Genomic DNA, 25,750 nt, shown 5'->3' on the forward strand with positions numbered 1-25,750 from the left:
TCATGAGCGACTTCAACACCCTCGAACTGCTGACCGACCCGCGTGGTTTTGCCACCCTGTGGCTCAGCCGTGAAGAAAAGAACAACGCCTTCAACGCCGAAATGATCCGCGAACTGATTCTCGCGCTGGACAAAGTGTCGAGCGATGCCAGTCTGCGTTTCCTGTTAGTGCGCGGACGCGGCAAGCATTTCAGCGCCGGCGCAGACTTGGCCTGGATGCAGCAATCGGCCGAACTCGATTACCACACCAACCTCGACGACGCCCGGGAACTGGCGGAGTTGATGTACAACCTCTCCAAGCTCAAAGTCCCAACGCTGGCGGTGGTGCAAGGCGCGGCATTCGGCGGTGCGTTGGGCCTGATCAGTTGCTGCGACATGGCGATTGGCGCCGATGACGCGCTGTTCTGCCTGTCGGAAGTGCGCATCGGCCTGGCCCCGGCGGTGATCAGTCCGTTCGTGGTGCAAGCCATCGGCGAACGCGCGGCACGTCGCTACGCGCTGACCGCCGAGCGTTTCGGTGGACAACGAGCGCGGGAAATCGGCTTGTTGTCGGAGAGTTATCCGATCGCAGAACTGGAACAGAAAGTCGAACAGTGGATCGACAACCTGTTGCTCAACAGCCCGGCCGCCATGCGCTCCAGCAAGGAATTGCTGCGCGAAGTCGGCCACGGCGCACTGACCCCGGCACTGCGCCGTTACACCGAAAACGCCATCGCCCGCATCCGCGTCAGCCCCGAAGGTCAGGAAGGCCTGCGGGCCTTTCTGCAAAAACGTCCGCCGAGCTGGCAAGCCGAAACCACCACCAAGGAGCCGCGTTGATGAGCGCACCTGTTCTCACCACCCTGCTGGTGGCCAACCGCGGCGAAATCGCTTGTCGGGTGATGCGCACCGCCAAAGCCCTGGGCCTAACCACCGTAGCCGTGCACAGCGCCACTGACCGTGAAGCCCGACACAGCCGCGAAGCGGATATCCGCGTCGACCTCGGTGGCAGCAAAGCCGCTGACAGTTACCTGCAAATCGACAAACTGATCGCCGCGGCCAAGGCCAGTGGCGCTCAGGCGATTCATCCGGGTTATGGCTTTCTTTCCGAGAACGCCGGGTTCGCCCGCGCCATCGAAGAAGCGGGCCTGATCTTCCTCGGCCCGCCCGCCTCGGCCATCGACGCGATGGGCAGCAAATCCGCCGCCAAAGCCTTGATGGAAACCGCCGGTGTGCCGCTGGTGCCCGGTTATCACGGCGAGGCGCAGGACCTCGACACCTTCCGCGACGCTTGCGAACACATCGGTTATCCGGTGCTGCTCAAGGCGACTGCCGGTGGCGGCGGAAAAGGCATGAAAGTGGTCGAGGACGTCAGTCAATTGGCCGAAGCCCTGGCCTCGGCCCAGCGTGAAGCGCAATCGTCGTTCGGCGATTCGCGGATGCTGGTGGAGAAGTACCTGCTCAAACCGCGTCACGTGGAAATCCAGGTCTTCGCCGACCAGCATGGAAACTGCCTGTACCTCAACGAACGTGACTGCTCAATTCAGCGTCGGCACCAAAAAGTCGTTGAAGAAGCACCCGCTCCAGGTTTGAGCCCGGAACTGCGTCGCGCCATGGGCGAAGCGGCCGTGCGTTCGGCACAAGCCATCGGCTATGTCGGCGCTGGCACCGTGGAGTTTTTGCTGGATGCGCGCGGTGAGTTCTTCTTTATGGAAATGAACACGCGCCTGCAGGTCGAACACCCGGTCACCGAAGCCATCACCGGCCTCGATCTGGTGGCCTGGCAGATTCGTGTGGCCCGCGGCGAAGCGCTGCCGATGACTCAAGCCGAGGTTCCGCTGATCGGTCATGCCATCGAAGTGCGCTTGTATGCCGAAGACCCGGGCAATGACTTCTTGCCGGCTACCGGCCGACTGGAGCTGTATCGCGAATCCGCGCAAGGTCCGGGACGGCGGGTGGACAGTGGTGTCGAAGAAGGCGACGAAATCTCGCCGTTCTACGACCCGATGCTCGGCAAACTGATTGCCTGGGGCGAGGATCGTGAACAGGCGCGACTGCGGCTGCTGAGCATGCTCGATGAGTTTGCCATTGGCGGGCTCAAGACCAACATCAACTTCCTGCGCCGGATCGTCGGCCATCCAGCGTTTGCTGCGGCCGAACTGGATACCGGGTTCATTCCGCGTTATCAGGAAGAACTGCTGCCAGCGGCCTCGGACCTCAGTGACGAGTTCTGGCAAGCCGCCGCCCAGGCGTTTGCCCAAAGCCAGCCGAGTTCTCCACGAGCCGATGACCCGGTTTCGCCTTGGGCCAACAGCAATGGTTTCCGTGCCGGGCTTCCGACAGAAATCACCCTGCACTTGAGTTGTGAAGGCCAGGATCGCGCGCTGACGTTGGGCGACGCTGATGCCCACACCGCTCAACTCAAGGGCGAGCAACTGTTGACCGAGCACAACGGCCTGCGCCGCCAGCATCGGGCAATCCGCCGTGGCGATGTCCTGTATCTGCAATGGGAAAGTGAACTGCGCCGCATCGAGTCCTACGACCCGATCAGTGCCGTCGAGGCCAGTCACAGCCATCAGGGCGGGCTGATCGCGCCCATGAATGGCAGCATCGTGCGGGTACTGGTGGAAGCCGGACAAACGGTCGAAGCCGGGGCACAACTGGTGGTGCTGGAAGCGATGAAGATGGAGCACAGCATTCGTGCGCCACACGCCGGGATGATCAAGGCGCTGTATTGCCAGGAAGGCGAGATGGTCAGTGAAGGCAGTGCGCTGGTCGAGTTGGAAGAAGCGTGAAATGAAGATCGGTCCTACGTTTTGCGAGGACCGATCTGATTAGAATTTGGCGGTTGCCTGAACCACTACGCCGATAATTCGGCACTCGTCGGTGAAGATAGCCTTCGGATAGGTCGGATTGAGCGGGACCAGGTAACGCTGCCCGCCCTCTTCGATCAGCTTGCGAAAGGTCGCCTCGGCGCTGTCCGGCCACTGGGCGATCACCAGTTTTCCGGGTTCCGGCACGATGGCCGGGTCCACCAGGATCATCATGCCCTCGGCAATGCTGATACCCGTGGGCGCGGTCATCGCATCGCCCACCACACTCAGCCAGAAGGCCGGGCCCTGGGCGTGGTAGTCGGTCAGCTCGAAGCGTTCCTCCTTGCGATACACCGTCAGCTCACCATCGCGCAGCTGCGCCGGCTCCTTCCAGTCACTGACCGGGTAGCGGAAGTACGGGTTGTACTTCAGCGCCAGAGGCATCTCCTCCTCTTCCAGGATGAGTGGTTCGCGGATCACCAGCGCCACTTCGAGAAAGTCCATGCCCAGCGCCTTCAACACACGGTTCATGTTGACGACGCCAGGGTCGCGGCGTTTGTTCAGCCAGTGGCCAACGCCGCCCTGGGACATCCCGAGGCGATCTGCGAGTTCTTCTTGAGTGACTTTGAGTTCACTCATCTTGGCCTTGACCAATTCAATCCATTTATCCATGTGCGGCACGATACGTGGGGGACTCCGACCATCAAAACACAAATTGTAGTATTTAAACTCTCGTCATAAATACAGTTCGTACTAGGATTGGTTCACGGATCTGAATCTATCACGGAGCTCGCCATCGCCATGTCCATCCCCTGCAACGACTTGCCAGACATGCAAATCGATACCAGCCTCACCTCGCCCAAAGGCTCTGCCGCCGCGCAACGCGCGTTGGACTATTACTTGAAACCAACTGTTTCAGAGGAAGTGATCGAAGAACGTTTCTTTGACGTGAACCGCAACATCAGCTGCGAAGAGGCGCTGGTCCATGCTTCGGATCTGTTGCGTTGTGCCGCCGCCACCGCGTACGAATCAGCCAACAATCTGCACGGCGCAAACCGCGACCTGGCGTTTTCGACGGTACACATGATCGACATGGCCAAGGCAATGGTGGATCGATCCCTGGAGGGCGATCAGAACGAGTGAGACGAGGGTACTGTCGAGGAGGACGGGAAAGAATTTTCCAATCGCGCAGATAAAAACATTTGACTTGCAAACGAGAATGATTATTATTGCATGCAGCTGGTCGCGAGATCAGTCGATTGTCCATGTGACCTTAGGTCGGTCTCCTGGACTCTCTCCTCATCAGGCTAATCACGGTTTTTGACCCGGCTTTTTGCCGGGTCTTTTTTTTTCCAGCTATTCTGGCTTTACCTTCAGGCTAATGAAGTCTTTAGGTGCTACAAATTCGATGGCGCGGATGATATCAAAAGAATATCCGTTAATAAGAGAAGCCCGGCATCATTGGCCCAAACTAATTAAAAAATAGCGCTTGAGAATCAATCGCGCAGTCTCTAAGCTTCGTCGGCGTCAAGGAGGACGCCCCCCGCTTCACCTCAGAATTTCCCCCGGTTTTTCCCTTCCCAGCGTGTAAAGTAGCAGCCATGAAAATCATATTCAGGAATTGACTATGGCCGTGGCTAAATCCTCTTTCGACATCAGTGCCAACTTCGACAGTGGCAACATTGAAGTGCTGGATATCAGCAATCCGTTGCAAGCCCTGCTGGCCATCAAGCCAGACACCCGTAGCCAGCACTTTCAGTGGTTCCACTTCAAGGCCAGCGGTCTGCACGTCGGTCAGGAGCACTGGTTTCGTCTGAACAATGCCAGCAAGTCCTCGTACAACAAAGCCTGGGACGGTTATCAGGCGGTGGCGTCCTACGACCACGTCAACTGGTTCCGGGTGCCGACCATATTCGAAGGTGACTGCCTGCGCTTCAGCCTTGAAGCCACCGCCACCCACGCCTGGTTTGCTTACTTCGAACCCTACAGCCGCGGTCGCCATGACTGGTTGATCGAGCAGGCGCTGGCCAAGGCCGGCACCGAACTGCTGGCCACCGGCAAGAGCGTCGAAGGTCGGGACATCCAGCTGCTGCGTAAAGGCACGGGTGCCGAAGGTCAACGCAAGGTCTGGATCATCGCCCAGCAACACCCCGGCGAGCACATGGCCGAGTGGTTCATGGAAGGCGTGATTGAACGTCTGGAAAAGCACGACGATCCTGTACTGAGCAAATTGCTGGCCAGCGCCGACCTGTACCTGGTGCCGAACATGAACCCGGACGGCGCTTTCCACGGTCATCTGCGCACCAACGCCATGGGCCAGGACCTGAACCGCGCCTGGCAGAGCGCCAGCCAGGAAGTCAGCCCGGAAGTGCTGTTCGTTCAACAGCAAATGGAAAAGTACGGTGTGGACCTGTTCCTCGACATCCACGGCGATGAAGAAATCCCCTACGTGTTCACCGCCGGTTGCGAAGGCAACCCGGGCTACACGCCGCGGATCGAAAAACTCGAAGAGCATTTCCGCAGCCATCTGAAGCACCTGACCAAGGACTTCCAGACCAAGCACGGCTACACCCGCGACGAGCCGGGCAAAGCCAACATGACCCTGGCGTGCAATAGCGTCGGCGAGAAATTCGACTGCCTGTCGCTGACCCTGGAAATGCCGTTCAAAGACCACGACGACCATCCGAACACTGAAACCGGCTGGTCCGGCAAGCGCTCGAAGCAGTTGGGCAAGGATGTGCTGACCACCGTCGCGGACATGGTCAATACCCTGCGCTGATCACGCGTAATGGCTGTATGCCCGGCATGCAGCCTTGCCTCACTCGGCAGCGATCCGCACGCAATCCTCAGGTCCAAGCAAGCGCCCATCTTCGGCACGTAACTCCAGCGTCTGCACCGGTCGGCCGTTCTCTCGGTCAACGACCCGCGAGTGTGCCTCCCCTGCCTCATAGAAAAACGCCTCGCCCCATTGGCGCAATCCGATGATCAACGGGAACAAGCCTTTGCCCTTTTCGGTCAGCACATATTCCTGATACGCACTGCCGTCCGACGCCGGCACCAGGTCGAAAATGCCGTGGGTCACCAGGGTACGCAGCCGCGCAGACAAAATATTCTTGGCCATGCCCAAACTGCGCTGAAACTCCCCGAACCGGCGAATGCCGTCAAATGCATCACGCACGATCAGCAACGACCACCAATCGCCAATAGCATCCAATGAACGGGCAACCGGGCATTCGGCGTTTTCCATGCTTGTACGTTTAGCCATGAGCGCACTCACCTCCATCAAATGTAGTTGCAATATAAAACCAGTTTCCTTACCGTACAACTGGTTTCAATTTGAAACCGAACAAGGAAGCCTGTCATGAAATCTGATCATCCATTGAGCGGCGCCGTGGTGCTGCTGTTTGCCATCGCCTGCGGCTTGGCCGTCGGCAATGTTTACTACGCACAACCGCTGCTCGATGCCATGGCCGAGGCCTTCGCCATGGACCCCGCCACCATCGGCATCGTCGTCACGCTGACTCAAGTCGGTTACGGTGCAGGCTTGGTGTTGCTGGTGCCGCTGGGTGATTTGCTCAATCGTCGGCACCTGATCGTTACGCAAACGGTGCTGTCGGCGCTGGCCTTGCTCACGATCGCTCTGGCGCCTAACAACATCTGGCTGCTGATCGGCATGACATTGACCGGGTTATTGGCTGTCGTGACCCAAGTATTGGTGGCCTACGCCGCGACATTGGCCATCCCAGAGCAGCGAGGGCGTGTGGTCGGTGTGGTCACCAGCGGCATCGTCGTCGGCATTCTACTCGCTCGGACAGTGGCCGGCGGCATGGCTGACCTCGCCGGTTGGCGTTCGATTTATCTGTTGTCAGCAGGTTTGACGCTGGTGATGGCGCTGCTGCTGTTTCGTGTGTTGCCCAAACATGAGGATGCGCAACCCGCCCGTTCCTACGGCGCCTTACTGGGCTCGGTATTCACGCTGTTCAAGGAAGAACCAGTGCTACGCCAGCGGGCGGTGCTCGCGCTACTGACCTTCGCCAGCGCCATGGTGTTGTGGACGCCCATGGTGCTGCCGCTGAGCGCCCCGCCGCTGTCGTTGTCCCACACACAAATCGGATTATTCGGACTGGCAGGTGCCGCCGGGGCACTGGCCGCCGCTCGCGCCGGGCATCTGGCTGATCGTGGCTTGGGGCAATGGACCAGCGGGTTGTCACTCTTGTTGATGCTGGTTTCCTGGCTGCCGATCGTCTTCACCCAGTCCTCATTGTGGGCATTGCTGCTTGGCGTGATTACCTTGGATCTGGGTTTGCAGGCCGTGCATGTCACCAGCCAGAGCATGATCTACAGCGTGCGTCCCGAAGCCCAAAGCCGACTCACCGCCGGCTACATGCTGTTCTATTCGGTTGGCAGCGCCTTGGGGTCGATCGGTTCGACGGCGATGTACGCATGGGCCGGGTGGCTCGGCGTATGCCTGCTGGGCGCAGGCATCAATGCTGTGGCGTTGATCTATTGGTGGCGAACGCTGTCCATAAAAGCCCCCTCGCCACAGTGCCTCGCCAGCCTTTAGGTCATCCGCGATCCTTCCCCCGCAACATGCTGTCCAGCACCTCATCGCGACGCACCCAGCCGTGAAACAACGCCGCCGCCAAATGCAGCAGCACCGTCAAGAACAGCAGATACGCCAGATACCCGTGAGCCTTGCGCAGGAACGCAAACACCTGTGCATTCGCGGGCAGGATCGATGGCAACTGCAACGAGCTGCTGAGCATGACCGGATCCCCCGCCGCCGAAATCATCGCCCAGCCCAGCAGCGGCAGGACCAGCATCAAGACGTACAACAAAACATGTGAAGCCTTGGCCGCCAGCACTTGCCAACCCGACAGATCCGCCGGCAGCGGTGGCTGCTGAGTGGAAAAACGCACGCCCAGACGCACGATCACCAGCAGCAGAATCGCAACGCCCAAGGGTTTGTGCAGATGAATCAGCCACTCATGACGCTCGGACACCGAAGCGGCCATGCCCGCGCCGATAAACAGCATCGCAATGATCATCAGCGCCATCAGCCAGTGCAGCAATCGCGCTAAAGGCGCGAAGTGGTTCGGTTGAGCGCTCATTGACGAGTCTCCTGTTTATTGGCAGAGGGCAACTGGCTGACTTCGCTGGTGCGGCGCAAGTAGGAACTGGCGTAACCGGCGGAACGAGCGGCGAGCAACGGGTCGTCGGAACCTTCGATACCGGCGGGCAGCACCAGCGGGTCGTAGTTGATGTCACGGCATTCGCCATTGAGTTGCGGCTGAGTGCTTTCGAGCACCAAGGTGCCGGCGTTCAACACTTTGCGACCGTCGGGCCAGGCCTTGCTCGCGTCGTTGACCGGATCACCGGGGTCGGCCAGCGTGATGTTCAACTGCCAACGCAGCGGCCCTGCGGAAATACGCTGAACCAGGTCTTTTTCCAGGAAATCACCACCCTCAGGCGCCGTAGCACCCGCTGCATCCTGAGCGACTGACACCATGCTCCAGCGCACCGCCTGCCGCTGTCCCGCAGCGTTCACCAGGTAAAACGCATTGACGCTGTTGTAGGTCTCCGTCACGTAACTGGCCGACGGCTTGGCGGTTTTGATCCAGGCCAGGAACGGTCCAGCTTCCGGATGCGAACCGAAGAACGCTGGCACGGCAGCCGGGTTCGGCTTGCCGGTGGCCGGGTCCGGCGACTGGGCTTGTTGCAACTGGTAGAACGCCTCGGGCGTGCCCACCGGAAATACCGGCATGCTGTTCATCCCGGTGCGCCATTGTTGGCCGTTGGCCTGGGTGAAACGCAGCGCCAGGCTACGGATCGGAACGCTGTTGTCCGGCGCATAGGGATTGCCGGCCGGTAATGCGAAACGCCCGACCACCGGGGTCCGCGCTTCGTTGAACACCTGAGCACTGGAATAGCTTCGCGCCTCGCCGCTGCTCTCGAAATGCCCGATGACGCACACGCCTTTGGAATGATTACGCCGGAAACCCGGGTGCACGCCGTTGTTGGTCTCCAGCACATTGATCAGCTTTTTCGGGGTCAGACGCTGTGGGTCAAAGGTGCCGTTGACGTAGGCAAATGCCGCGGCCACTGCAGCGACCACCACGGCAATGCCAGCCAGACGGAATATCAGGCTCGCGGCACTCAAGGGTGGCTGGGTTGGCGGTGATGAGCGATCTACCATGAAAGACTCCAGGGCCATCGGCCACATATGAGAAGGATCAAGCAGACGAACCCCACGGCGGTTTATTCCATCGCGCGGTGTTTATTTTTTCAGGCGTGGAATAACCTCGACTGCCGGGCGTCTTCCTAGACACTCAAGCGTAGTGACTAGTCAGAACTTCATGAACGATATCGACGAACAACTGAGAGAAATCATTCCCAGATTGCGCCGGTTTGCCGTTTCGTTGACGCGCAACCCCAACAGCGCCGACGACCTGGTGCAGTCTTGCCTTGAACGCGCGCTGTCGAGTTGGGGCGACAAACGCCCCGAGGGCGACTTGCGCGCCTGGTTGTTTTCGATTCTGTATCGCCAGTTTCTCGATGCTCACCGGCGCTCCCGGCGTTATGCGCGAATGCTCGAATTCTTTACCGGGCGTGACGATTCACAGCCGTCGGTGGAACGCACCGTGATCGCCCAATCGACGCTGCAAGCGTTCGACCAGCTCACCACCGAACAACGCGCCCTGCTGCTCTGGGTCTCGGTCGAAGGCTTGAGTTACAAAGAGGTCGCCGAGATTCTCGACGTCCCCACCGGCACCGTGATGTCCCGCCTGTCCCGTGCCCGCCAAGCCTTGCGCCAGTTGAGCGACGGCGAAATCACCCGCCCTTCTCTGCGGAGACTCAAATGATCAGCCTGCCCCCAAGCGAGCGTGACCTGCACGCCTACGTCGACCAGCAACTCAGCGATGCCGACCGACGTCTGGTGGAGGCTTTTCTGGCCAGCAACGCGGAAGTGGCTGCCCAAGTGCGTGCCTGGCAGCAGGACGCCCAGCAACTGCGCGCGGCATTGAGCGGTGCCCTGCAGCAACCGGCCAACCCGGACCTCGACCCGGCGCTGATTCGCCAACGCCTCAAACGACAATCGCGCCGTCATCTGGCCAGCGCCGCCGTGTTGCTGATCGCGGTCAGCGTCGGCGGGGTCAGCGGTTGGCAGGCGCGAGAGATGACGCTCGTCAGTGCCCCACTGCCAATGACCGATGCCCTGCAGGCCTATCGTTTGATTGCCCAGCAAGGCATCCTGCCGGCCGACTACACAGTCAGCGAGGACGGTGACATGCAGGGTTGGCTCGACCGCTATTTCACTCAGGCCAATCGCTTGCCTGACCTCTCGGATGCAGGTTTCAAACCGGTCAGTGGGCGCTTGCTCAGTACCGAGCAAGGGCCGGCGGCGATGGTGGTCTATGAAGATCAAAGCGGCCATAAAGTCAGCTTCTACGTCCGCCCACCGGGACCGAAAAACTACCTGTTACCGAGGGGCAGTCGCAGCGATGGCGAATTGCAGGCCGAGTACTGGTCGGGGGGTGGGTACAACTATGCGATGGTCAGCCCAAGCGATACGCCGGCGGCGCAGTTGCTCAAACAAACCGTCCAGTTCTGACTCCCGATACTGATCGTTCCCCCACTCTGCGTGGGAACGATCAACTGGGGGAATCAGCCCTGTCCGAACACTTGCGAAGGCCGACGCAGCAACGGGTCGAACGGATTGATCCGCGGCCCGATCAGCGCCGCTTCGCGCTTGAGCATTTCGACCACCGTCGGCAAGCGATCCGGCCCCAGCCGATCACTCACGGTGGCCACACTCAACGCCGCGACCGCCCGACCTTCACGATCCAGAATCGGCACCGCCACCCCGGCCATGCCCTGCAACACGCCGGTGTTGCGCCCGGCATAACCGAGCTTGCGCACGTTCTCGACCTCCGAGCGCAGGAACACCTCGTCGTACAGGTGGAAATCCTTGAGCCTCGGCAAGTTGTAGTGAATCACCGTGTCGCGCTCTTCTTCCGGCAGGAACGCCAGAATCGCCAGGCTGCCCTGTCCCACACCCAGCGCCACCCGCCCGCCAATATCACCGGTAAACGTACGGATCGGAAACGGCCCTTCACTGCGATCCAGGCAGATCGCATCAAAACCACTGCGCGCCAGCAAGAACAACGAATCCCCCAAGGACGCCGACAGCCGCAGCAACGCCGGACGCACCAGTTCGCGCAGGTTTCCGGTGTTCCCGGCGCGGGCCGCCAGCGCAAAGAACTCCAGACTCAAGCGATAGCGTTTGCTGCGCGCATCCTGCTCGACCATGCCCTCATCCATCAGGCTGCGCAGCAATCGGTGCGTGGTCGGTTGCGACAGGCCAATGCGCTGGGCCAGTTGCGTCACGCGTTCTCCGCCCTCGACGGTGTCACCCAGACTGCGCAGCACGGCAAACAGTCTGGAGACCGCGCCAACACCGACATCACTTTTGCTTTCATTCCGCTCAATGGAATCTGTCATGGGTTTTCTCGAGTATTAATTTACTCACCGAATGAAACTGAAAATAGTCATCGCTTCAGTGAAATAGGCCATTGAGCCCATCCTATTCTTCGTCCTACTCTGCGTCCAGACAGGGGCGATTCGAACAACAGCGGCAGCCGACTGAAGTCGAGCGCCAACGCACCCAGCAAGACCTTTTCGTATCTGCCCATACAAAAAAAGCGCGCCTTCGGGCGACGCATAACAATCTCAGGTGGAGCGCAGTTATGGCTTTTGTGCAACTTGAAGGACTCGGCAAACGTTACGGTGAGATCGACGCCGTCGTTGCTACCAACCTCTCGGTCGAGAAAGGCGAGTTCGTCTCGCTGCTCGGCCCCTCCGGATGCGGCAAAACCACCACCCTGCAAATGATCGCCGGCTTCGTTGAAGTCAGTAGCGGACGCATTCTGCTGGACGGTCGCGACATCACCCACGCCAAACCCGCCAGCCGTGGCCTGGGCGTGGTGTTCCAGAGTTACGCGCTGTTCCCGCACATGACCGTGAAAGACAACGTCGCCTTCGGCCTGCGGATGCGCAAAGTGCCCGGTGCCGAGTTGCAGCAGCGGGTGGACCGGGTGTTGAAACTGGTGCGCCTCAACCAGCACGCCGAGCGTTATCCCAGGGAGCTCTCCGGCGGCCAGCGTCAACGTGTTGCATTGGCTCGGGCCCTGGTGATCGAACCACCAGTGCTGCTGCTTGATGAGCCGCTGTCCAACCTCGACGCCAACCTGCGCGAAGAGATGCAGTTCGAAATCCGCCGCATCCAGCGCGAAGTCGGGATCACCACGCTGATGGTCACCCATGACCAGTCCGAAGCGCTGTCTATCAGCGACCGGGTGGTGGTGATGCAGGCTGGGCGTATCACCCAGATCGACGCGCCCTACACCCTCTACGAACACCCGCGCACCGAATTCATTTCCGGTTTCGTCGGCAAGGCCAATCTGCTGCCCGGCGAGCGGGACAGCGCCGGTGGCGTTCAGGTGTGCAGTCGCGGCGACGGCGAACTGACCCTGAGTCTGCGCCCGGAAAAAATCGATTTGCGCGACGCAGGCCATGGCCGGCTGCAAGGCAATATCGTCAGTCGCTTCTTTCTCGGCAGCCAATGGCTGTACGGCGTATCGACGACCCTGGGCGAACTCAGCGTGGTGCGCCGCAACGACGGTTCGGCACCGCTGACCGAAGGCACGGCGGTCGGACTCGATTGGGACGCGACGTTGTTGCGGGTGCTGAGTGTCGACGAGGTGCCGGCATGAGTACGCTTGCCGCCATTCGCCAAGGACGCCAAGGTTATTGGCTGTCGACTCCGGCCCTGACCTTGTACTTTGGGTTGCTGGTTATCCCGCTGCTGCTGACTTTGGTGTTGTCATTCAACGTTTTCGACTACAGCTCGGGGATCAACGGCGACGCCTACACCCTCGACCACTACAGCAGCCTGCTGGGCGACCCGTACTTCTACGAAGTCTTTCTGCGCACGATGTGGATCAGCGCCCTGACCACCCTGCTCTGCGTGGTGATCGGCGTACCCGAGGCCTACATCCTCAGCCGCATGGGCGCACCGTGGCGCTCGATTTTCCTGATTCTGATCCTCACCCCGTTGCTGATTTCGGTGGTGGTGCGCGCTTTCGGCTGGAGCCTGTTGCTGGGTGCCGACGGCCTGGTCAACCAGACCCTGCAGGCCTTCGGTGGCTCGCCGATGAAATTGCTCTACACACCGTTTGCGGTGGTGATCGCGCTGGTCCACGTGATGCTGCCGTTCATGATTATTCCGGTCTGGACCTCGTTGCAAAAACTCGACCCGGCCGCCGAGCAGGCCGCGATGTCCCTCGGCGCCAGCCACTTCACCGTGATGCGCCAAGTGGTGTTGCCCCAGATCATGCCCGGCGTGCTGTCGGGCACGTTGATCGTGTTCGGTCTCGCCGCCAGTTCGTTTGCCATCCCCGGCCTGCTCGGCGGACGCCGACTGAAAATGGTCGCCACGCTGATCTACGACCAATACCTGTCAGAGCTCAACTGGCCGATGGGCGCGGCCATCGCCGTGGCCCTGCTGTTGCTCAACCTGCTGATCATGCTGTCGTGGAACCGGATGATCGAAGGCCGCTACAAGAAGTCATTGGGATAACTCGTCATGTCCAAGAACGGTCCTTTCGCCCTGCTGTTCCATACCCTGGTGGTGCTGTTTATGTTGGCGCCGCTGGTGGTGGTCTGCCTCGTGGCCTTCACCCCGGAAAACACCCTGAGCCTGCCAACCACGGAGTTTTCCCTGCGCTGGTTTCGCGCGGTGTTCGAGCGTGCAGACTTTGTCGATGCGTTCTACAACAGTCTGATCCTGGCGTTCTGCGCCGCCAGTCTGGCGACGCTGATTGCGGTGCCGGCGGCGCTGGCGATAACGCGTTTCGAGTTCCCCGGCCGGGACTTTTTCAACGGTCTGTTCCTGTCGCCGATCATCATTCCGCACCTGGTGCTCGGCGTGGCACTGCTGCGGTTGTTTGCGCTGATGGGCGTCAACGGCAGCTTTGCCTGGCTGATCTTCGCCCACGTGCTGGTGATTACACCGTACGTGTTGCGACTGGTGCTGGCGTCGGCCATCGGCCTGGATCGCAGCGCCGAACACGCCGCGCAATCGCTCGGTGCCGGGCGCTTCACGCTGTTCAGGGAAATCACCTTGCCGATGATTCTGCCAGGAGTGGCCGGTGGCTGGCTGCTGGCATTCATCAACAGTTTTGACGAGGTCACGCTGTCGATTTTCGTCACCTCGCCGGCCACGCAAACCTTGCCGGTGCGCATGTACGTGTACGCCACCGAATCCATCGATCCGATGATGGCGGCGGTGTCGGCACTGGTGATTGGGCTGACCGCGCTGACGATGATTTTGCTCGACCGGGTCTACGGCCTCGATCGGGTTCTGGTGGGCAAACAATGAGGGCGCCATGGCTCTGCTGAAACGACTGGCCGAAGGCGACCGCCCGGCCCTGGACTTTACCCTCGACGGCCAACCGGCCACCGGCCTGCTCGGCGACACCTTGCTGACGGCGGTGCTGACCTGCAGCGACCACTTGCGCGGCAGCGACTTCAGCGCCGAACCCCGCGCCGGGTTTTGCATGATGGGTGCCTGTCAGGACTGCTGGGTTCGACTGGGCGATGGCCGGCGGGTGCGCGCCTGCTCGACGTTGCTCGAAGCCGGCCAGCAGATCAGCCGCGAACCGGGGCGGTCCCTATGAACACCTTTTCTACCCGCAGAAACCGTATCCCCTGTGGGAGCGAGCTTGCTCGCGATAGCGGTCTGTCTGCCAACACATCTGTTGAATGTTCCGCCGTCATCGCGAGCAAGCTCACTCCCACAGGGGTTCAGCGGCGGTCACGAAACCCGGGCGCAACCCCCATCAACGGTGGGAGCGAGCTTGCTCGCGATAGCGATCTGTCTGCCAACACATCTGTTGAATGTTCCGCCGTCATCGCGAGCAAGCTCGCTCCCACAGGGGTTCAGCGGCGGTCACGAAACCCGGGCGCAACCTCCATCAACGGTGGGAGCGAGCTTGCTCGCGATAGCGGTCTGTCTGCCAACACATCTGCTGACTGTTCCGCCGTCATCGCGAGCAAGCTCGCTCCCACAGGGGTTCAGCGGCGTTCACGAAACCCGGGCGCAACCCCCATCAACTGTGGGAGCGAGCTTGCTCGCGATAGCGGTCTGTCGGCCAACACATCTGTTGACTGTTCCGCCGTCATCGCGAGCAAGCTCGCTCCTACAGGGGTTCGGCGGCGGTCACGAAACCCGGGCGCAACCCCCATCAACTGTGGGAGCGAGCTTGCTCGCGATAGCGGTCTGTCGGCCGCTACATCTGTTGACTGTGCCACCGTCATCGCGAGCAAGCTCACTCCCACAAGGGTTCAGCGGCGTTCACACATGAGGTGGGTATGAATTCCGTGCTCATCATCGGTGCCGGTCCGGCCGGTATTCGTGCAGCGCAGACACTGGTTGCCCATGGCATTCGACCTGTCCTACTGGACGAAGCAGCACGCGGTGGCGGGCAGATTTATCGACGCCAACCGGCAAACTTCAAGCGCTCACCGGTCAAGCTGTATGGCTTCGAAACCGGCAAGGCCCACGCGCTGCATCAGACAATTGATGAGCTGCGCGAGCAACTCGATTACCGTCCTGAAACCCTGGTATGGAACGCCGAGGACGGCGCGCTCGACACTTTGCATGAGGGTCGCGCCGCACGGCTGGCGTTCTCCCGAGTGATCGTCGCCACGGGCGCAACCGACCGGATTTTGCCGGTACCGGGCTGGACCCTTCCGGGGGTTTACAGCCTCGGCGCGGCGCAGATCGCCCTCAAGTTTCAAGGCTGCGCCATCGGTGAACGCGTGGTGTTCGCCGGCAGTGGACCGCTGCTGTACCTGGTGGCGTATCAATACGCCAAGGCCGGCGCCAAGGTGGTCGCGGTGCTCGACAGCTCGCCATTCAGCGCCCAGGCCCGCGCCCTGCCCGGCCTGCTCTCGCAACCGTCCACGCTGGCAAAAGGCATCTATTACCGCAGTTGGTTGACTGCTCATGACATCCCGGTGCATCAGGGTGCCAGCCTCACAGGCATCAACGGCGAACAGCGTGTGCAATCGCTGACCTGGCGCAACGCCAAGGGCAATCAGCGTCTGGAGTGCGACGCCGTCGCCTTCGCCCACGGCCTGCGCAGTGAAACCCAACTCGCCGATTTGCTCGGCTGTGAATTCACCTGGAACCCGATCAACCGCGCCTGGCTGCCGCAACGTGACAGCGCCGGTCGCAGCAGTGTCGCCGAGGTTTACCTGGCCGGTGACGGCGCCGGCATCATGGGCGCCGATGCTGCGGAAATGGCCGGCGAACGCGCGGCTCTGGCGTTGCTCGAAGACACCGGTTGCCTGATCCCGCCGCAGCGTGGTGCGCAATTGGAGCAGGCGCTGGGACGGATCGATACCTTCCGCCAAGGCCTGGAACGGGCCTTCATCTTTCCCGAGCACTGGGCCGCCGATGCCCCGAATGATTTGATGATCTGCCGCTGCGAAGAAGTGCGGGCCGGTGACATCCGCCAAGTCGTGCGCGAGGGCCATTGGGAGATCAACCGGGTCAAGGCCCATTGCCGGGTCGGCATGGGCCGCTGTCAGGGCCGGATGTGTGGCGCCGCCACCGCGGAAATCATTGCCTGCGAAAGCCAGCGATCCGTGTCCGAAATCGGTCGACTACGGGCTCAGGCCCCCATCAAACCCCTGCCGTTTGGCCTGGAGGTCGAATCATGATCGAGGTTGATGCCGTCATCATTGGCGGCGGTATTGTCGGTGCCTCCGCCGCGCTTTTTCTGAGCAAGGTCGGGCGTCGCGTGGCGCTGCTGGAGCGGGACTTCTGTGGCTCGCATTCCAGCGGAGTGAACTACGGCGGCGTACGGCGTCAGGGGCGACCGTTGTCGCAACTGCCGCTTTCGCAGCGGGCCCACGACATCTGGGGGCAACTGCCGCAGCTGATTGGCATTGACGGTGAGTATCAGCGCAGCGGTCATCTGAAACTGGCCCGCAGCCTCAACGACCTGCACGCCTTGCAAGACTATGCCGCCAGCAGTCGGGGCTTTGGCCTCGACTTGCAGGTACTCGAGCGCAGTGAATTGCGTGCCCGTTTTCCGTGGGTCGGCGAAGTGGCGGTCGGTGCCTCGTTTTGTCCCGATGACGGTCATGCCAACCCGCGACTGGTCTCCCCGGCGTTTGCCCGGGCGGCGCGGCGACATGGCGCGCAGATCCATGAACAATGCCCGGTGACGGCGGTGGAACACGACGGGCAACGCTTTCGCGTCAGCACGCAAACCGGTCTGGAGTTACAGGCGCCCTGGCTGCTGAATTGCGCCGGTGCGTGGGCTGGCAGCCTGGCAGCACAATTCGGCGAACCGGTGCCGATGCACGCCGGACACCCGGCGATGCTGGTCACCGAGCCGTTGCCGTTGGTAATGAATGCCAGCACCGGGGTCGAGGGCGGCGGTATCTATGCCCGTCAGGTCGCGCGCGGTAATTGCGTGTTGGGCGGTGGCCAGGGTTTTGCCCTCGACGACGCCCGCGCCCGGCCCGGTCAGCACGCGGTGATCGAGATCCTGCGTCAGGCTGTCGAACTCTACCCGTTTCTCGAAGGCGCCCAGGCGATTCGCACTTGGAGCGGCACCGAAGGTTATCTGCCCGATCGCCAACCGGTGATCGGCCACAGTGGTACTCGGCCCGGTCTGTTGCACGCATTCGGCTTTGCCGGTGCGGGCTTTCAGATCGGGCCTGCGGTGGGCCAGGCGCTCACCGACATCATCTGCAGCGGCGCCGCAAAAACGTCGCTGGATGCGTTTTCCATCACCCGGTTTCACTCCATCTCCGTAGCTTGATAGAGGAAGGTCGCGCCAATGAATAACGTCAAACGCAGTGCACTGCTCGGTATCTCCTGCATGAGCGCCCTGCTCACGGTCACCCAGGCCCAGGCCGAACCGACGCTTTACCTGGGCATGAACGGCGGGACCATGGAGCGGCTCTACGCCGACAAGGTGCTGCCGGTTTTCGAGAAGGCCAACAACGTCAAAGTGGTGATTGTGCCCGGCACTTCTGCCGATATTCTGGCCAAGGTCCAGGCCAGCAAAGGCAACCCGCAGATGCACGTGATGTTCCTGGACGACGGCATCATGTACCGCGCCATCGCCATGGGGCTGTGCGACAAACTCGAAGACAGCGCACCGCTGGCGCAGATTCCGGCCAAGGGCCGCATCAAGGATCAAGCGGTGGCGGTCAGCCTCGGCGTGACCGGGCTGGCGTACAACACACGGTTGTTCAAGGAGAAAGGCTGGACCGCGCCGACCTCGTGGATGGACATGGCCGACCCGCGCTTCAAGGACAAACTGGTGTTCCAGTCGATGGCCTCCTCGACCTTCGGCCTGCACGGTTTCCTGATGTTCAACCGGATTCAGGGCGGCAGCGAAACCGACGTTGAGCCGGGGTTCAAAGCCTGGCCGAATACTGTCGGGCGTAACGTGCTGGAGTACATCCCGAGCTCGGCGAAGATTTCCGAAATGCTTCAGACCGACGAAGCGGCGCTGTTCCCGCTCACGCCGACCCAGGTCACCGCTCTGAAACTCAAGGGCATGCCGGTGGAGTATGCGCAGCCGAAGGAAGGCGCCGTGGTGCTCAACGTGGCCGAATGTGCCATCGCCAACAACACTCAGCCGGAACTGGCGCAGAAACTCGCCGCCTTCTTGCTGACACCGCAAGCGCAGGCCGCCGCGCTTGAAGACGGCGACCAGATCCCGTCCAACCCCACTACCCCGACCACCGACAAGACGCGCGGTCAGGTCGAGGCGATGAAGCAGTACCTGACCACGGCCATTGCGATCGATTGGGATCAAGTCAACGAACAGCGCCCGGCGTGGAATGCACGGTGGAATCGTAGTATCGAACGGTAACTGACAAACGCCCCATAATTTTCAGCAGGAACGCAATCGATGTAGCTGCCGAGCCTGCGAGGTTGCGTTCGGCTGCACAGCAGTCGCCAATCCATTCCCTGCGGTTTACCTGAATGAGCGCGGTGTTTGGTTTTACGACTGCTTCGTCCGAACGCGGCCCGAACCGAACGCAGCCTCGCTGGCTCGGCAGCTGCTTGTATCTCGACTATCGCTCCGTCAGGAGCGATAGTTCTCGACTGATCATCGAGGGAGGACCTGGAAGCCGCGCAGCCGGTTGGGGCAGTTGGTGGAAGTCAGGGATCCGGCCTGACACACCCCCTGCCTTTGCCGTTATCATGTCGCCCTTTCTATGGCCCCCGCGCCTCCTCTCGATCAATAGTGAATCTGTTCATGGATACCCTTGCCCAACTGCGCGCCGGCCAACTGTCGGGCATCACACGCCTGGACCTCACCGGCGGCCTGACGGAGTTTCCGCGAGAAATCTTCGACCTGGCGGACTCGCTGGAAGTCCTCGACCTCAGTGGCAATGCCTTGAGCAGCCTGCCGGACGACTTGCACCGCCTGACCCGTTTGCGCGTGCTGTTTTGCTCGGACAATCTGTTTACCGAACTGCCCGACTGCCTGGGCCAATGCGCCGCACTGACGATGATCGGCTTCAAGGCCAACCGCATCGAACGCGTGTCAGGCGCAGCCCTGCCACCGTTACTGCGCTGGTTGATCCTCACCGATAACTGCATCACTGAGTTGCCCGCCGAGCTGGGTGAACGCCCGCACCTGCAAAAACTCATGCTTGCTGGCAACCGCTTGCAACGTTTGCCGGAGAACTTGCGTCATTGCCATCGACTCGAACTGATCCGCATCGCCGCCAATCGGTTGACCGAGTTGCCCGAGTGGCTGCTGTCCCTGCCGAGCCTGACCTGGCTGGCGTACGCCGGTAACCCGCTGGAGACCGAAGCCGATGCGGCCGCCCTCGAAGCCACGCCCCACATTCCCTGGCCTGAACTGCGTCTGGGGCAGCAACTGGGCGAAGGCGCGTCGGGGGTGATTCATCGGGCAATGTGGGATCGACCGGGCCAACTGGCCACACAGGTCGCGGTCAAACTCTACAAAGGCGAAATGACCAGCGATGGCTCGCCGTTGCACGAAATGAACGCCTGCATCACCGCCGGTAGTCACCCCCACCTGATCCGGGTTGAAGGGCGCGTCGTCGGGCATCCAGAAGCCCAGGCCGGGCTGGTGATGCAACTGATCGATCCGAGCTATCGCAATCTGTCCGGGCTGCCGAGCCTGGCGTCATGCACCCGCGACGTTTACGCCAACGACACCCGGTTCAGCGTCGGCGTGGCATTGCGCATCGCCTCTGGCATCGCCTCGGCGGCCGAACATTTGCACCAACATGGCATCACCCACGGCGACCTCTACGGCCACAATATTTTGTGGAACGAGCACGGTGATTGCCTGCTGGGGGATTTTGGCGCGGCGTCTTTCCATGCCACCTCGGACAGCCTTGAAAGCCGTGCGCTGCAACGGATCGAGGTGCGAGCGTTTGGCGTTTTGCTGGGGGAATTGTTGGAGCGGATCGACTCGGGGTTGAGCGATGAAGGTCGTGTGCAGCTGGAGCAATTGCAGCAGCGCTGCTGTCAGCCGCAGGTGGTGGCGCGACCTGGGTTCAGCGAGATTGTGCGATTACTTGATTCCAGTGACCGCTTCGCGGTCAATCGTCGGATCGCCGCCCGGAGCAAGCTCGCTCCCACAGGGGGTCTGTGTTAGCAACACATCACGTGTACGACACAAAACCAATGTGGGAGCGAGCTTGCTCGCGATGACGGTGTCACTGGCGAAAAATATTAACCCGCCAACCCGACAAACATGTCCTGCACGTCATCGTGGTTATCGAGGCCTTCGAGGAAGGCTTCGACTTCAGCCATCTGCTCATCGCTCAGACCGCTGACCGGGTTTTTCGGCTGGTAACCCAACTTGGCCGACAGCACGGTGAAACCTTGCTCGGGCAGGGCTTTCTGTACCGAGTCCAGGTCCGCTGGCTCGGTCAGGAACAGGGTCGTGCCCTCTTCTTCGCCCGGCTCGAAATCCTGGGCGCCGGCTTCGATGGCGGCCATTTCCGGATCGGCATCAGGGCTGTCCGGCGAGGCCTCGATCATGCCGACATGGTTGAAGTCCCACGCCACCGAACCGGAAGCGCCCAACTGGCCCTTGCGGAACGCAACGCGGATTTCAGCAACGGTGCGGTTGATGTTGTCGGTCACGCATTCGACGATCAGCGGCACCTGATGCGGTGCGAAGCCTTCATAGGTCACGCGATGGTATTGCACGGTTTCGCCCAACAGGCCCGCGCCTTTTTTGATGGCGCGATCCAGGGTTTCCTTGGGCATCGAGGCTTTCTTGGCCTGCTCGACCACCAGACGCAGGTGCGCGTTGGTAGCGACATCGGCACCGTTACGGGCAGCAATGGTGATTTCCTTCACCAGTTTGCCGAAGATCTTGCCCTTGGCGTTAGATGCCGCTTCTTTGTGTTTAACCTTCCACTGTGCGCCCATTACTCACTCTCTTGATCTGTGGCGCCGAGACATCTATTGGCCGACGCATGGCGCAAGTTTATACGCCCTAAAGTTGGCAATCGACCAAAAAATCCACCCTGTTCACCCGCATGACCAATCGACATCTTCACCGACAGTTGTAGGGCGATTCTGAAACTTCGATTTGCGGTGACCATAAAGGGCTGTGGTTTCGTACCCTCTGCGCCCTTATCCCATGGCAGAAGCGCGTTCGATGCAAAACGACAAGGAAAGTCCCTTCACCCTGACACTCCTCGACGGCGATTTGAGTTTGCAGGTGTTGCAGTTCAGTGGCCGAGAAGCCCTCAACCAGCCCTATCGATTCGACATCGAAGTGATCGGCCTGGCACCGGCCATGAACCTCGACCGATTGCTGCAACAACCGGTTTTCCTCAGCCTGAAGGATGGTCAGGGTATTCACGGCGTCCTTCACAGTGCCAGTCGCGAGCATCGGGGACCACACCGGATCGGCTACAAACTGGTGCTGGTGCCCTACCTTCAGAGGCTCGATCGACAGCGTTCACGGCGCGTCTTTCATCGCCTCAGCGTACCGATGATCCTGCGCCAACTGCTGGAGGAACATGCTGTGCCCGAGGGGAGCTATCGCTTCGAATTATCCAACGGACACTATCCCGTCCGGCCTTTTTGCATTCAGTACGAAGAGAGCGATCTGGCATTGTTGCAACGGCTGTGCGAAGAAGAAGGCATTCACTATCACTTCGAACATCAGCGCGACGGGCATGTGCTGGTCCTCGCCGATGACAGCCTGAGTTTCCCCCAGGAACCGGTCCTTACGCCTTTCCAGGGCAACGCGCCCGACGAAAGTGACTTACCGGTGATCAGTGAGTTGTTCCAGCGCCATGACTCGCCGCCCTCGCCCTCGCGACTGGAGGCCAGAAACCGTGGCTCGCAGATCGCCGACGAGGGAGCGGCCAACCACGCTTTCACCAGATCCTTGCCGGTGATGGCCCTTCCCGCTCCCGAGCACCGCCATCGCGATCATCTGAGCCGACGACAACTGGAGCGTCTGCGTTGCCAGCACGTGCAAATCCACGGCCAAAGCAACCACAGCGCGTTGCGCAGCGCACGGATTGTCCAAGTGTCAGCGCATCCACTGGCGAGTTTCAACGATCAATGGCTGCTCACCGAAACCCGACATCAGGGGCAACAGCCTTCGATTCTCGCCGCCGACAAACCCGTGACTGTCCGCCATTACCGCAATCAGTTCATCGCCATTCCCTGGTCAACGGTCTTCAGGCCGGCACTCAAACAGACGAGGCCGAGCATCCCGGGTTATCAGCCCGCCCGTGTGCTTGGTCCTGCCGGACAGCCAGCTGCGCTGGATGAGCGAGGGCGAGTGCAGATCAGGCTGTGGCCAACAACGGAACCGGATCCGGATGAATCCGCCGGTATCTGGCTACCCGTGGCCCTCGCAGCGCCGGACGGTCGGATTGACCCGTCCAGACTGCCAAGGGCCGGCAGTGATGTACTCATCAGTTTTCTCGACAGCGACCCGGACCGGCCGGTGCTGTGCGTCGGTATGGGCCATCACCCGCGCACTCGGCCTGCCCCCGAGCCACGCGGCGATAGCCACTTGCTGCTCGATTGGCTGGTCAATCGCTCGGACCTCGCCCCCTGACACTCAACCCTTGTCGGCCTTGCCTGCCGCCGCCGCGAACTTCGCCAGACGCACATCCAGGTGCCGTGGCCGGTGCCCGTGATCCTCGGCACGCTCCTTGCGGCGGATGGCGTTGCGCACCATCAGGGAGCCGAGATAACGAATCGGTTCCGGCGGAAACAAGCCCAACGGGCCGTTGACCAGAGGCGAACGGGTCCAGGCGCTGTCCAGCCCCTGGACCATCGAGGCGAGAATCTGCCCGCCCATATGACACGGGCCAACCCCGCTGCCGGAGTATCCGAAACCATAAAACACGTTGCCACTGGCGCTCATCTGACCGAAGAACGGCAAACCGGTGACGGAGCGATCAGACGGACCGTTCCAGGTCGCCTCGACCTTGACCTGGGCAAACGCCGGAAAGAACTCGCTCAGGCTGTGCTGCAGCAAACCGGCATAGGGCGATGGCTGATCGAACACCGGCAACATTCGCCCGCCGTAAGCAAAGGTGTTGCCGCCCTTGCCGAGCATGATTCGGCCGTCCGGGGTGTTGTGGTAGTAGTGCACGAAAATCCGCGAATCGAGCACGGTGACGCCGCTGGTCAAACCGATTTCGTTGAGCAGATCGGGTCGCGGTTCGGTGATCAGCATGTCGCTGGAAACAATCGCCACACTGCGCTCGAACTGTGGAAACGCCCGGGCCATCCAGGCGTTCATCGCCAGTACCACGCGATCCGCGCGGACGGTGCCATTGGGGGTTTGAATCCCCGCAGGCTTGCCCTCCTGCAACCCGGTCATGGCGGTGTGCTCGTGAATCCTCACGCCGAGTTGCAAGGCAACCCGGCGCAAGCCGCGCACCAGTTTGCCCGGCTGCACACTGGCCGCCGCCGGGGAAAACCAGCCTTCCAGATGCTTGCTGGAACCGGCCATGCGTTGCACATCCGCTACCGGTCGCTGGGTGAAGGAGTTGATGCCATTGCGCTCCAGCGCCGCGATCACGGCGTCGGTCGAGCCGCATTGGGCGCGGTTGGTGGCGGTGTAGAGCGTGCCGTCGAGGCGGTAATCGGCGTCCACCGCGTACTGCTCGCAAAAGGCGCCGATGGCATGGATGCTGCGCTCCGATTCCTTGACCAGTCGCACCGCTTCTTCGACGCCGAACAGCCGTTCAAGGGTGAAGTACTTGGCCGACCACGACAGTGCACAACCACCGTTGCGGCCACTGGCACCGGCGCCGCAGATATCGGCCTCGATCAGCAGCACATCCAGTTCGGGGTTCTGCTCCTTGAGCATGATCGCGGTCCACAGCCCGGTGTAACCACCACCGACAATGCAGACGTCGGCGCGGGTGTCGCCCGCCAGGGGTTCGCACGGCGCGCAGGACTCGGCCGCCAGCGCCTGTTCCAGCCAGAAAGGTCTCATCGGTATTTCCTCAGGTACGCAGGGGTTTGACGCTCATCGGCCGGTTAGGCACGAATGCACTTTCTGCACGCAGGCCCGCCGGGCGACTGTTCCAATAGGGGATCAGCACCAGCGCTGAAAACAAGGCGCAGCCGGCGAAGATAATGAACACCGTGACCGAGTCGAAGTAGCCCGGCAGCAACCCGCCGAGAATCGCCCCGACCGAGCCGCAGCCGTTGACGAAGCCGGCCGAGGTTGCGCCGGCCTTGGCGGTGCCGAAATCGATGGCTGCCGCGCCGCTGATCATCGAGTCCGGTCCGTACAGGGTCAGGCCCATGACGAACAGCAGCGCCACCACCAGCATCACGCTGCCGGTATGCAGGGCGCCCATGAACAATGCCAGGGTCACGGTCAGCGCCAACAGGCTGAGCACACACGCCGGCATGCGTCGGGCGCCGAACAGTTTGTCCGAGGCCAGACCCAGCAGAATCGGCCCGAGCAACCCGGCCAGTTCAAACGCGGTCGGAATGATTGCCGCGCCGACCTTGCCCACCGAGGGCATCTGCTCGAAGACGATCACCGGCCCCCAGAGCAGAATCGCGTAGCGCGCCGGTTTCAGCAGAAAGTACGCGAGGCCCAGAACCAGCACGGTCCGGTTGCGCAGAATTTCTTTCAATGGTTCCAACACGCTGATCTTGCTTTGCGCCTCGGCCTCTTCCGCCGTCAGTTGCGGCTCTGGTTCCACCGCCGGCAAGCCAACGTCTTCGGGTTTGTTGCGCTGAAAAATAAAAAACAGCACGGCGACCAGCCCAACCACCGCCGCACTGGAAATGAACGCCGCATGCCAAGTGCCTATCAGCGTGTACGCCCACCAGCCAGCAAACGGTGATGCCACCAGACCACCAAAGGCGTAGCAGGAACTCCACAAGCCCAGCACCCGCCCGCGCTGCTCGGCGGGAAAGAAACTGCCGAGGTTCTTGCACAGCCCGGACCAGCCGGTGGACTGCGCGAACCCTTGAATCAGCATGCAGGTGGCGAAGATTGGCAACGTCGCGAAACTGCCCATCACCAAGGCTGCCGCCGCTGAAATCAGCAACCCGCCAAACACCACGACCCTCGGGCCAAAGCGGTCGGCAAGGATGCCCCAAGTGAATTGCCCGATGGCGTAAGCGGTCAGGTAGATGGCATCGAGGTTGGCCATGGCCATTTTGTCGAGCATGAAGGTGGGGTCTTCGGCGATCCCCAGTTTTGCCACGGAAAAAGCTTTGCGGGTGAAATAGAACGCAGCGTAAGCGAGCCAGGTGATGGCGAAGATCTGCACGCGCCAACGTTTGATGGTGCCGATGTGCTTGTTCATTGTGGTTCTGACCTCAGGGTGTGAGTGTGCCGGCAGAAATTGAGAAATAAC

The 25,750-nt window shown here is 61.1% G+C and carries 24 protein-coding genes; 16 read left to right on the forward strand and 8 right to left on the reverse strand.

The window, feature by feature from the left end:
- The first annotated feature begins 2 nt into the window (after positions 1-2).
- Positions 3-818: a gamma-carboxygeranoyl-CoA hydratase gene (locus tag ACYZT7_RS22265; protein WP_462038238.1), complete on the forward strand. Its 816-nt coding sequence runs from the start codon at positions 3-5 to the stop codon at positions 816-818.
- Entirely contained in the window at positions 818-2,773 is a 1,956-nt protein-coding gene (locus ACYZT7_RS22270; RefSeq protein ID WP_462038239.1) for an acetyl/propionyl/methylcrotonyl-CoA carboxylase subunit alpha, read from the forward strand. Before ACYZT7_RS22265 ends, ACYZT7_RS22270 begins: the two co-directional genes overlap by 1 nt.
- A gap of 39 nt (positions 2,774-2,812) precedes the next feature.
- Here ACYZT7_RS22270 and ACYZT7_RS22275 read toward each other — a convergent pair whose 3' ends face one another.
- Entirely contained in the window at positions 2,813-3,463 is a 651-nt protein-coding gene (locus ACYZT7_RS22275) for a LexA family protein (protein WP_149629367.1), read from the reverse strand.
- 129 nt (positions 3,464-3,592) lie between these two features.
- Here ACYZT7_RS22275 and ACYZT7_RS22280 point away from each other — a divergent pair, with 129 nt between their 5' ends.
- A complete protein-coding gene (locus ACYZT7_RS22280) occupies positions 3,593-3,934 on the forward strand; it encodes a DUF6124 family protein (RefSeq protein WP_462038240.1) in 342 nt (113 codons plus the stop codon).
- A 484-nt stretch (positions 3,935-4,418) separates the two neighbouring features.
- Positions 4,419-5,570 (forward strand): M14 family metallopeptidase, encoded by a 1,152-nt coding sequence (locus ACYZT7_RS22285; RefSeq protein ID WP_449645406.1) that lies wholly within the window; start codon positions 4,419-4,421, stop codon positions 5,568-5,570.
- Between the two features lie 39 nt (positions 5,571-5,609).
- On the opposite strand, the gene ACYZT7_RS22290 is transcribed toward ACYZT7_RS22285, so the two are convergent.
- On the reverse strand, positions 5,610-6,056 hold the full coding sequence (locus tag ACYZT7_RS22290) for a winged helix-turn-helix transcriptional regulator (RefSeq protein ID WP_462038241.1): 447 nt from the start codon (positions 6,054-6,056) through the stop codon (positions 5,610-5,612).
- Between the two features lie 96 nt (positions 6,057-6,152).
- On the opposite strand from ACYZT7_RS22290, the gene ACYZT7_RS22295 reads away from it, so the two are divergent.
- Positions 6,153-7,355: an MFS transporter gene (locus ACYZT7_RS22295; protein ID WP_462038242.1), complete on the forward strand. Its 1,203-nt coding sequence runs from the start codon at positions 6,153-6,155 to the stop codon at positions 7,353-7,355.
- A gap of 1 nt (position 7,356) precedes the next feature.
- On the opposite strand, the gene ACYZT7_RS22300 is transcribed toward ACYZT7_RS22295, so the two are convergent.
- Both ACYZT7_RS22300 and ACYZT7_RS22305 read right to left on the reverse strand, forming a co-directional pair.
- On the reverse strand, positions 7,357-7,902 hold the full coding sequence (locus ACYZT7_RS22300; protein ID WP_462038243.1) for a cytochrome b: 546 nt from the start codon (positions 7,900-7,902) through the stop codon (positions 7,357-7,359).
- Positions 7,899-8,987: a catalase family peroxidase gene (locus ACYZT7_RS22305; protein WP_462038244.1), complete on the reverse strand. Its 1,089-nt coding sequence runs from the start codon at positions 8,985-8,987 to the stop codon at positions 7,899-7,901. Before ACYZT7_RS22305 ends, ACYZT7_RS22300 begins: the two co-directional genes overlap by 4 nt.
- Positions 8,988-9,147: 160 nt before the next feature.
- Here ACYZT7_RS22305 and ACYZT7_RS22310 point away from each other — a divergent pair, with 160 nt between their 5' ends.
- Both ACYZT7_RS22310 and ACYZT7_RS22315 read left to right on the forward strand, forming a co-directional pair.
- Positions 9,148-9,654, forward strand: a complete 507-nt coding sequence (locus ACYZT7_RS22310) for an RNA polymerase sigma factor (RefSeq protein ID WP_462038245.1) — start codon at positions 9,148-9,150, stop codon at positions 9,652-9,654.
- Positions 9,651-10,403, forward strand: a complete 753-nt coding sequence (locus ACYZT7_RS22315) for an anti-sigma factor family protein (protein WP_462038246.1) — start codon at positions 9,651-9,653, stop codon at positions 10,401-10,403. The genes ACYZT7_RS22310 and ACYZT7_RS22315 overlap by 4 nt, the downstream gene beginning before the upstream one ends.
- A 53-nt stretch (positions 10,404-10,456) precedes the next feature.
- On the opposite strand, the gene ACYZT7_RS22320 is transcribed toward ACYZT7_RS22315, so the two are convergent.
- Positions 10,457-11,293, reverse strand: coding sequence for an IclR family transcriptional regulator (locus tag ACYZT7_RS22320; protein ID WP_008148459.1), 837 nt, complete (start codon positions 11,291-11,293; stop codon positions 10,457-10,459).
- A 245-nt stretch (positions 11,294-11,538) separates the two neighbouring features.
- Here ACYZT7_RS22320 and ACYZT7_RS22325 point away from each other — a divergent pair, with 245 nt between their 5' ends.
- The 8 genes from ACYZT7_RS22325 to ACYZT7_RS22360 all read left to right on the forward strand — a co-directional run bounded on the left by ACYZT7_RS22325 (position 11,539) and on the right by ACYZT7_RS22360 (position 20,526).
- Positions 11,539-12,564 carry an ABC transporter ATP-binding protein gene (locus ACYZT7_RS22325; protein ID WP_462038247.1) on the forward strand — a complete coding sequence of 342 codons (1,026 nt, stop codon included), beginning with the start codon at positions 11,539-11,541 and terminating at the stop codon, positions 12,562-12,564.
- Positions 12,561-13,430 (forward strand): ABC transporter permease, encoded by an 870-nt coding sequence (locus ACYZT7_RS22330; protein ID WP_462038248.1) that lies wholly within the window; start codon positions 12,561-12,563, stop codon positions 13,428-13,430. The genes ACYZT7_RS22325 and ACYZT7_RS22330 overlap by 4 nt, the downstream gene beginning before the upstream one ends.
- Before the next feature lie 6 nt (positions 13,431-13,436).
- Positions 13,437-14,231 carry an ABC transporter permease gene (locus tag ACYZT7_RS22335; RefSeq protein ID WP_033057243.1) on the forward strand — a complete coding sequence of 265 codons (795 nt, stop codon included), beginning with the start codon at positions 13,437-13,439 and terminating at the stop codon, positions 14,229-14,231.
- Between the two features lie 7 nt (positions 14,232-14,238).
- Positions 14,239-14,529 (forward strand): (2Fe-2S)-binding protein, encoded by a 291-nt coding sequence (locus ACYZT7_RS22340; RefSeq protein WP_462038249.1) that lies wholly within the window; start codon positions 14,239-14,241, stop codon positions 14,527-14,529.
- 694 nt (positions 14,530-15,223) lie between these two features.
- Positions 15,224-16,579 (forward strand): FAD/NAD(P)-dependent oxidoreductase, encoded by a 1,356-nt coding sequence (locus ACYZT7_RS22345; RefSeq protein WP_462038250.1) that lies wholly within the window; start codon positions 15,224-15,226, stop codon positions 16,577-16,579.
- Positions 16,576-17,691, forward strand: a complete 1,116-nt coding sequence (locus ACYZT7_RS22350) for an NAD(P)/FAD-dependent oxidoreductase (RefSeq protein ID WP_462038251.1) — start codon at positions 16,576-16,578, stop codon at positions 17,689-17,691. The genes ACYZT7_RS22345 and ACYZT7_RS22350 overlap by 4 nt, the downstream gene beginning before the upstream one ends.
- An 18-nt stretch (positions 17,692-17,709) precedes the next feature.
- Positions 17,710-18,756, forward strand: a complete 1,047-nt coding sequence (locus ACYZT7_RS22355; protein WP_462038252.1) for an ABC transporter substrate-binding protein — start codon at positions 17,710-17,712, stop codon at positions 18,754-18,756.
- Between the two features lie 390 nt (positions 18,757-19,146).
- A complete protein-coding gene (locus ACYZT7_RS22360) occupies positions 19,147-20,526 on the forward strand; it encodes a leucine-rich repeat-containing protein kinase family protein (protein ID WP_462038253.1) in 1,380 nt (459 codons plus the stop codon).
- Positions 20,527-20,603: 77 nt separating this feature from the next.
- Here ACYZT7_RS22360 and ACYZT7_RS22365 read toward each other — a convergent pair whose 3' ends face one another.
- A complete protein-coding gene (locus ACYZT7_RS22365; protein ID WP_462038254.1) occupies positions 20,604-21,311 on the reverse strand; it encodes a YebC/PmpR family DNA-binding transcriptional regulator in 708 nt (235 codons plus the stop codon).
- A gap of 232 nt (positions 21,312-21,543) precedes the next feature.
- Here ACYZT7_RS22365 and ACYZT7_RS22370 point away from each other — a divergent pair, with 232 nt between their 5' ends.
- Positions 21,544-22,968 (forward strand): type VI secretion system Vgr family protein, encoded by a 1,425-nt coding sequence (locus tag ACYZT7_RS22370; protein WP_462038255.1) that lies wholly within the window; start codon positions 21,544-21,546, stop codon positions 22,966-22,968.
- A 3-nt stretch (positions 22,969-22,971) separates the two neighbouring features.
- Here ACYZT7_RS22370 and ACYZT7_RS22375 read toward each other — a convergent pair whose 3' ends face one another.
- Both ACYZT7_RS22375 and ACYZT7_RS22380 read right to left on the reverse strand, forming a co-directional pair.
- A complete protein-coding gene (locus tag ACYZT7_RS22375; RefSeq protein WP_462041845.1) occupies positions 22,972-24,369 on the reverse strand; it encodes an FAD-dependent oxidoreductase in 1,398 nt (465 codons plus the stop codon).
- Positions 24,370-24,373: 4 nt separating this feature from the next.
- On the reverse strand, positions 24,374-25,699 hold the full coding sequence (locus ACYZT7_RS22380; protein ID WP_462038256.1) for an MFS transporter: 1,326 nt from the start codon (positions 25,697-25,699) through the stop codon (positions 24,374-24,376).
- Between the last annotated feature and the right edge of the window lie 51 nt (positions 25,700-25,750).

This window comes from Pseudomonas sp. RT4P38 (genome assembly GCF_054897765.1).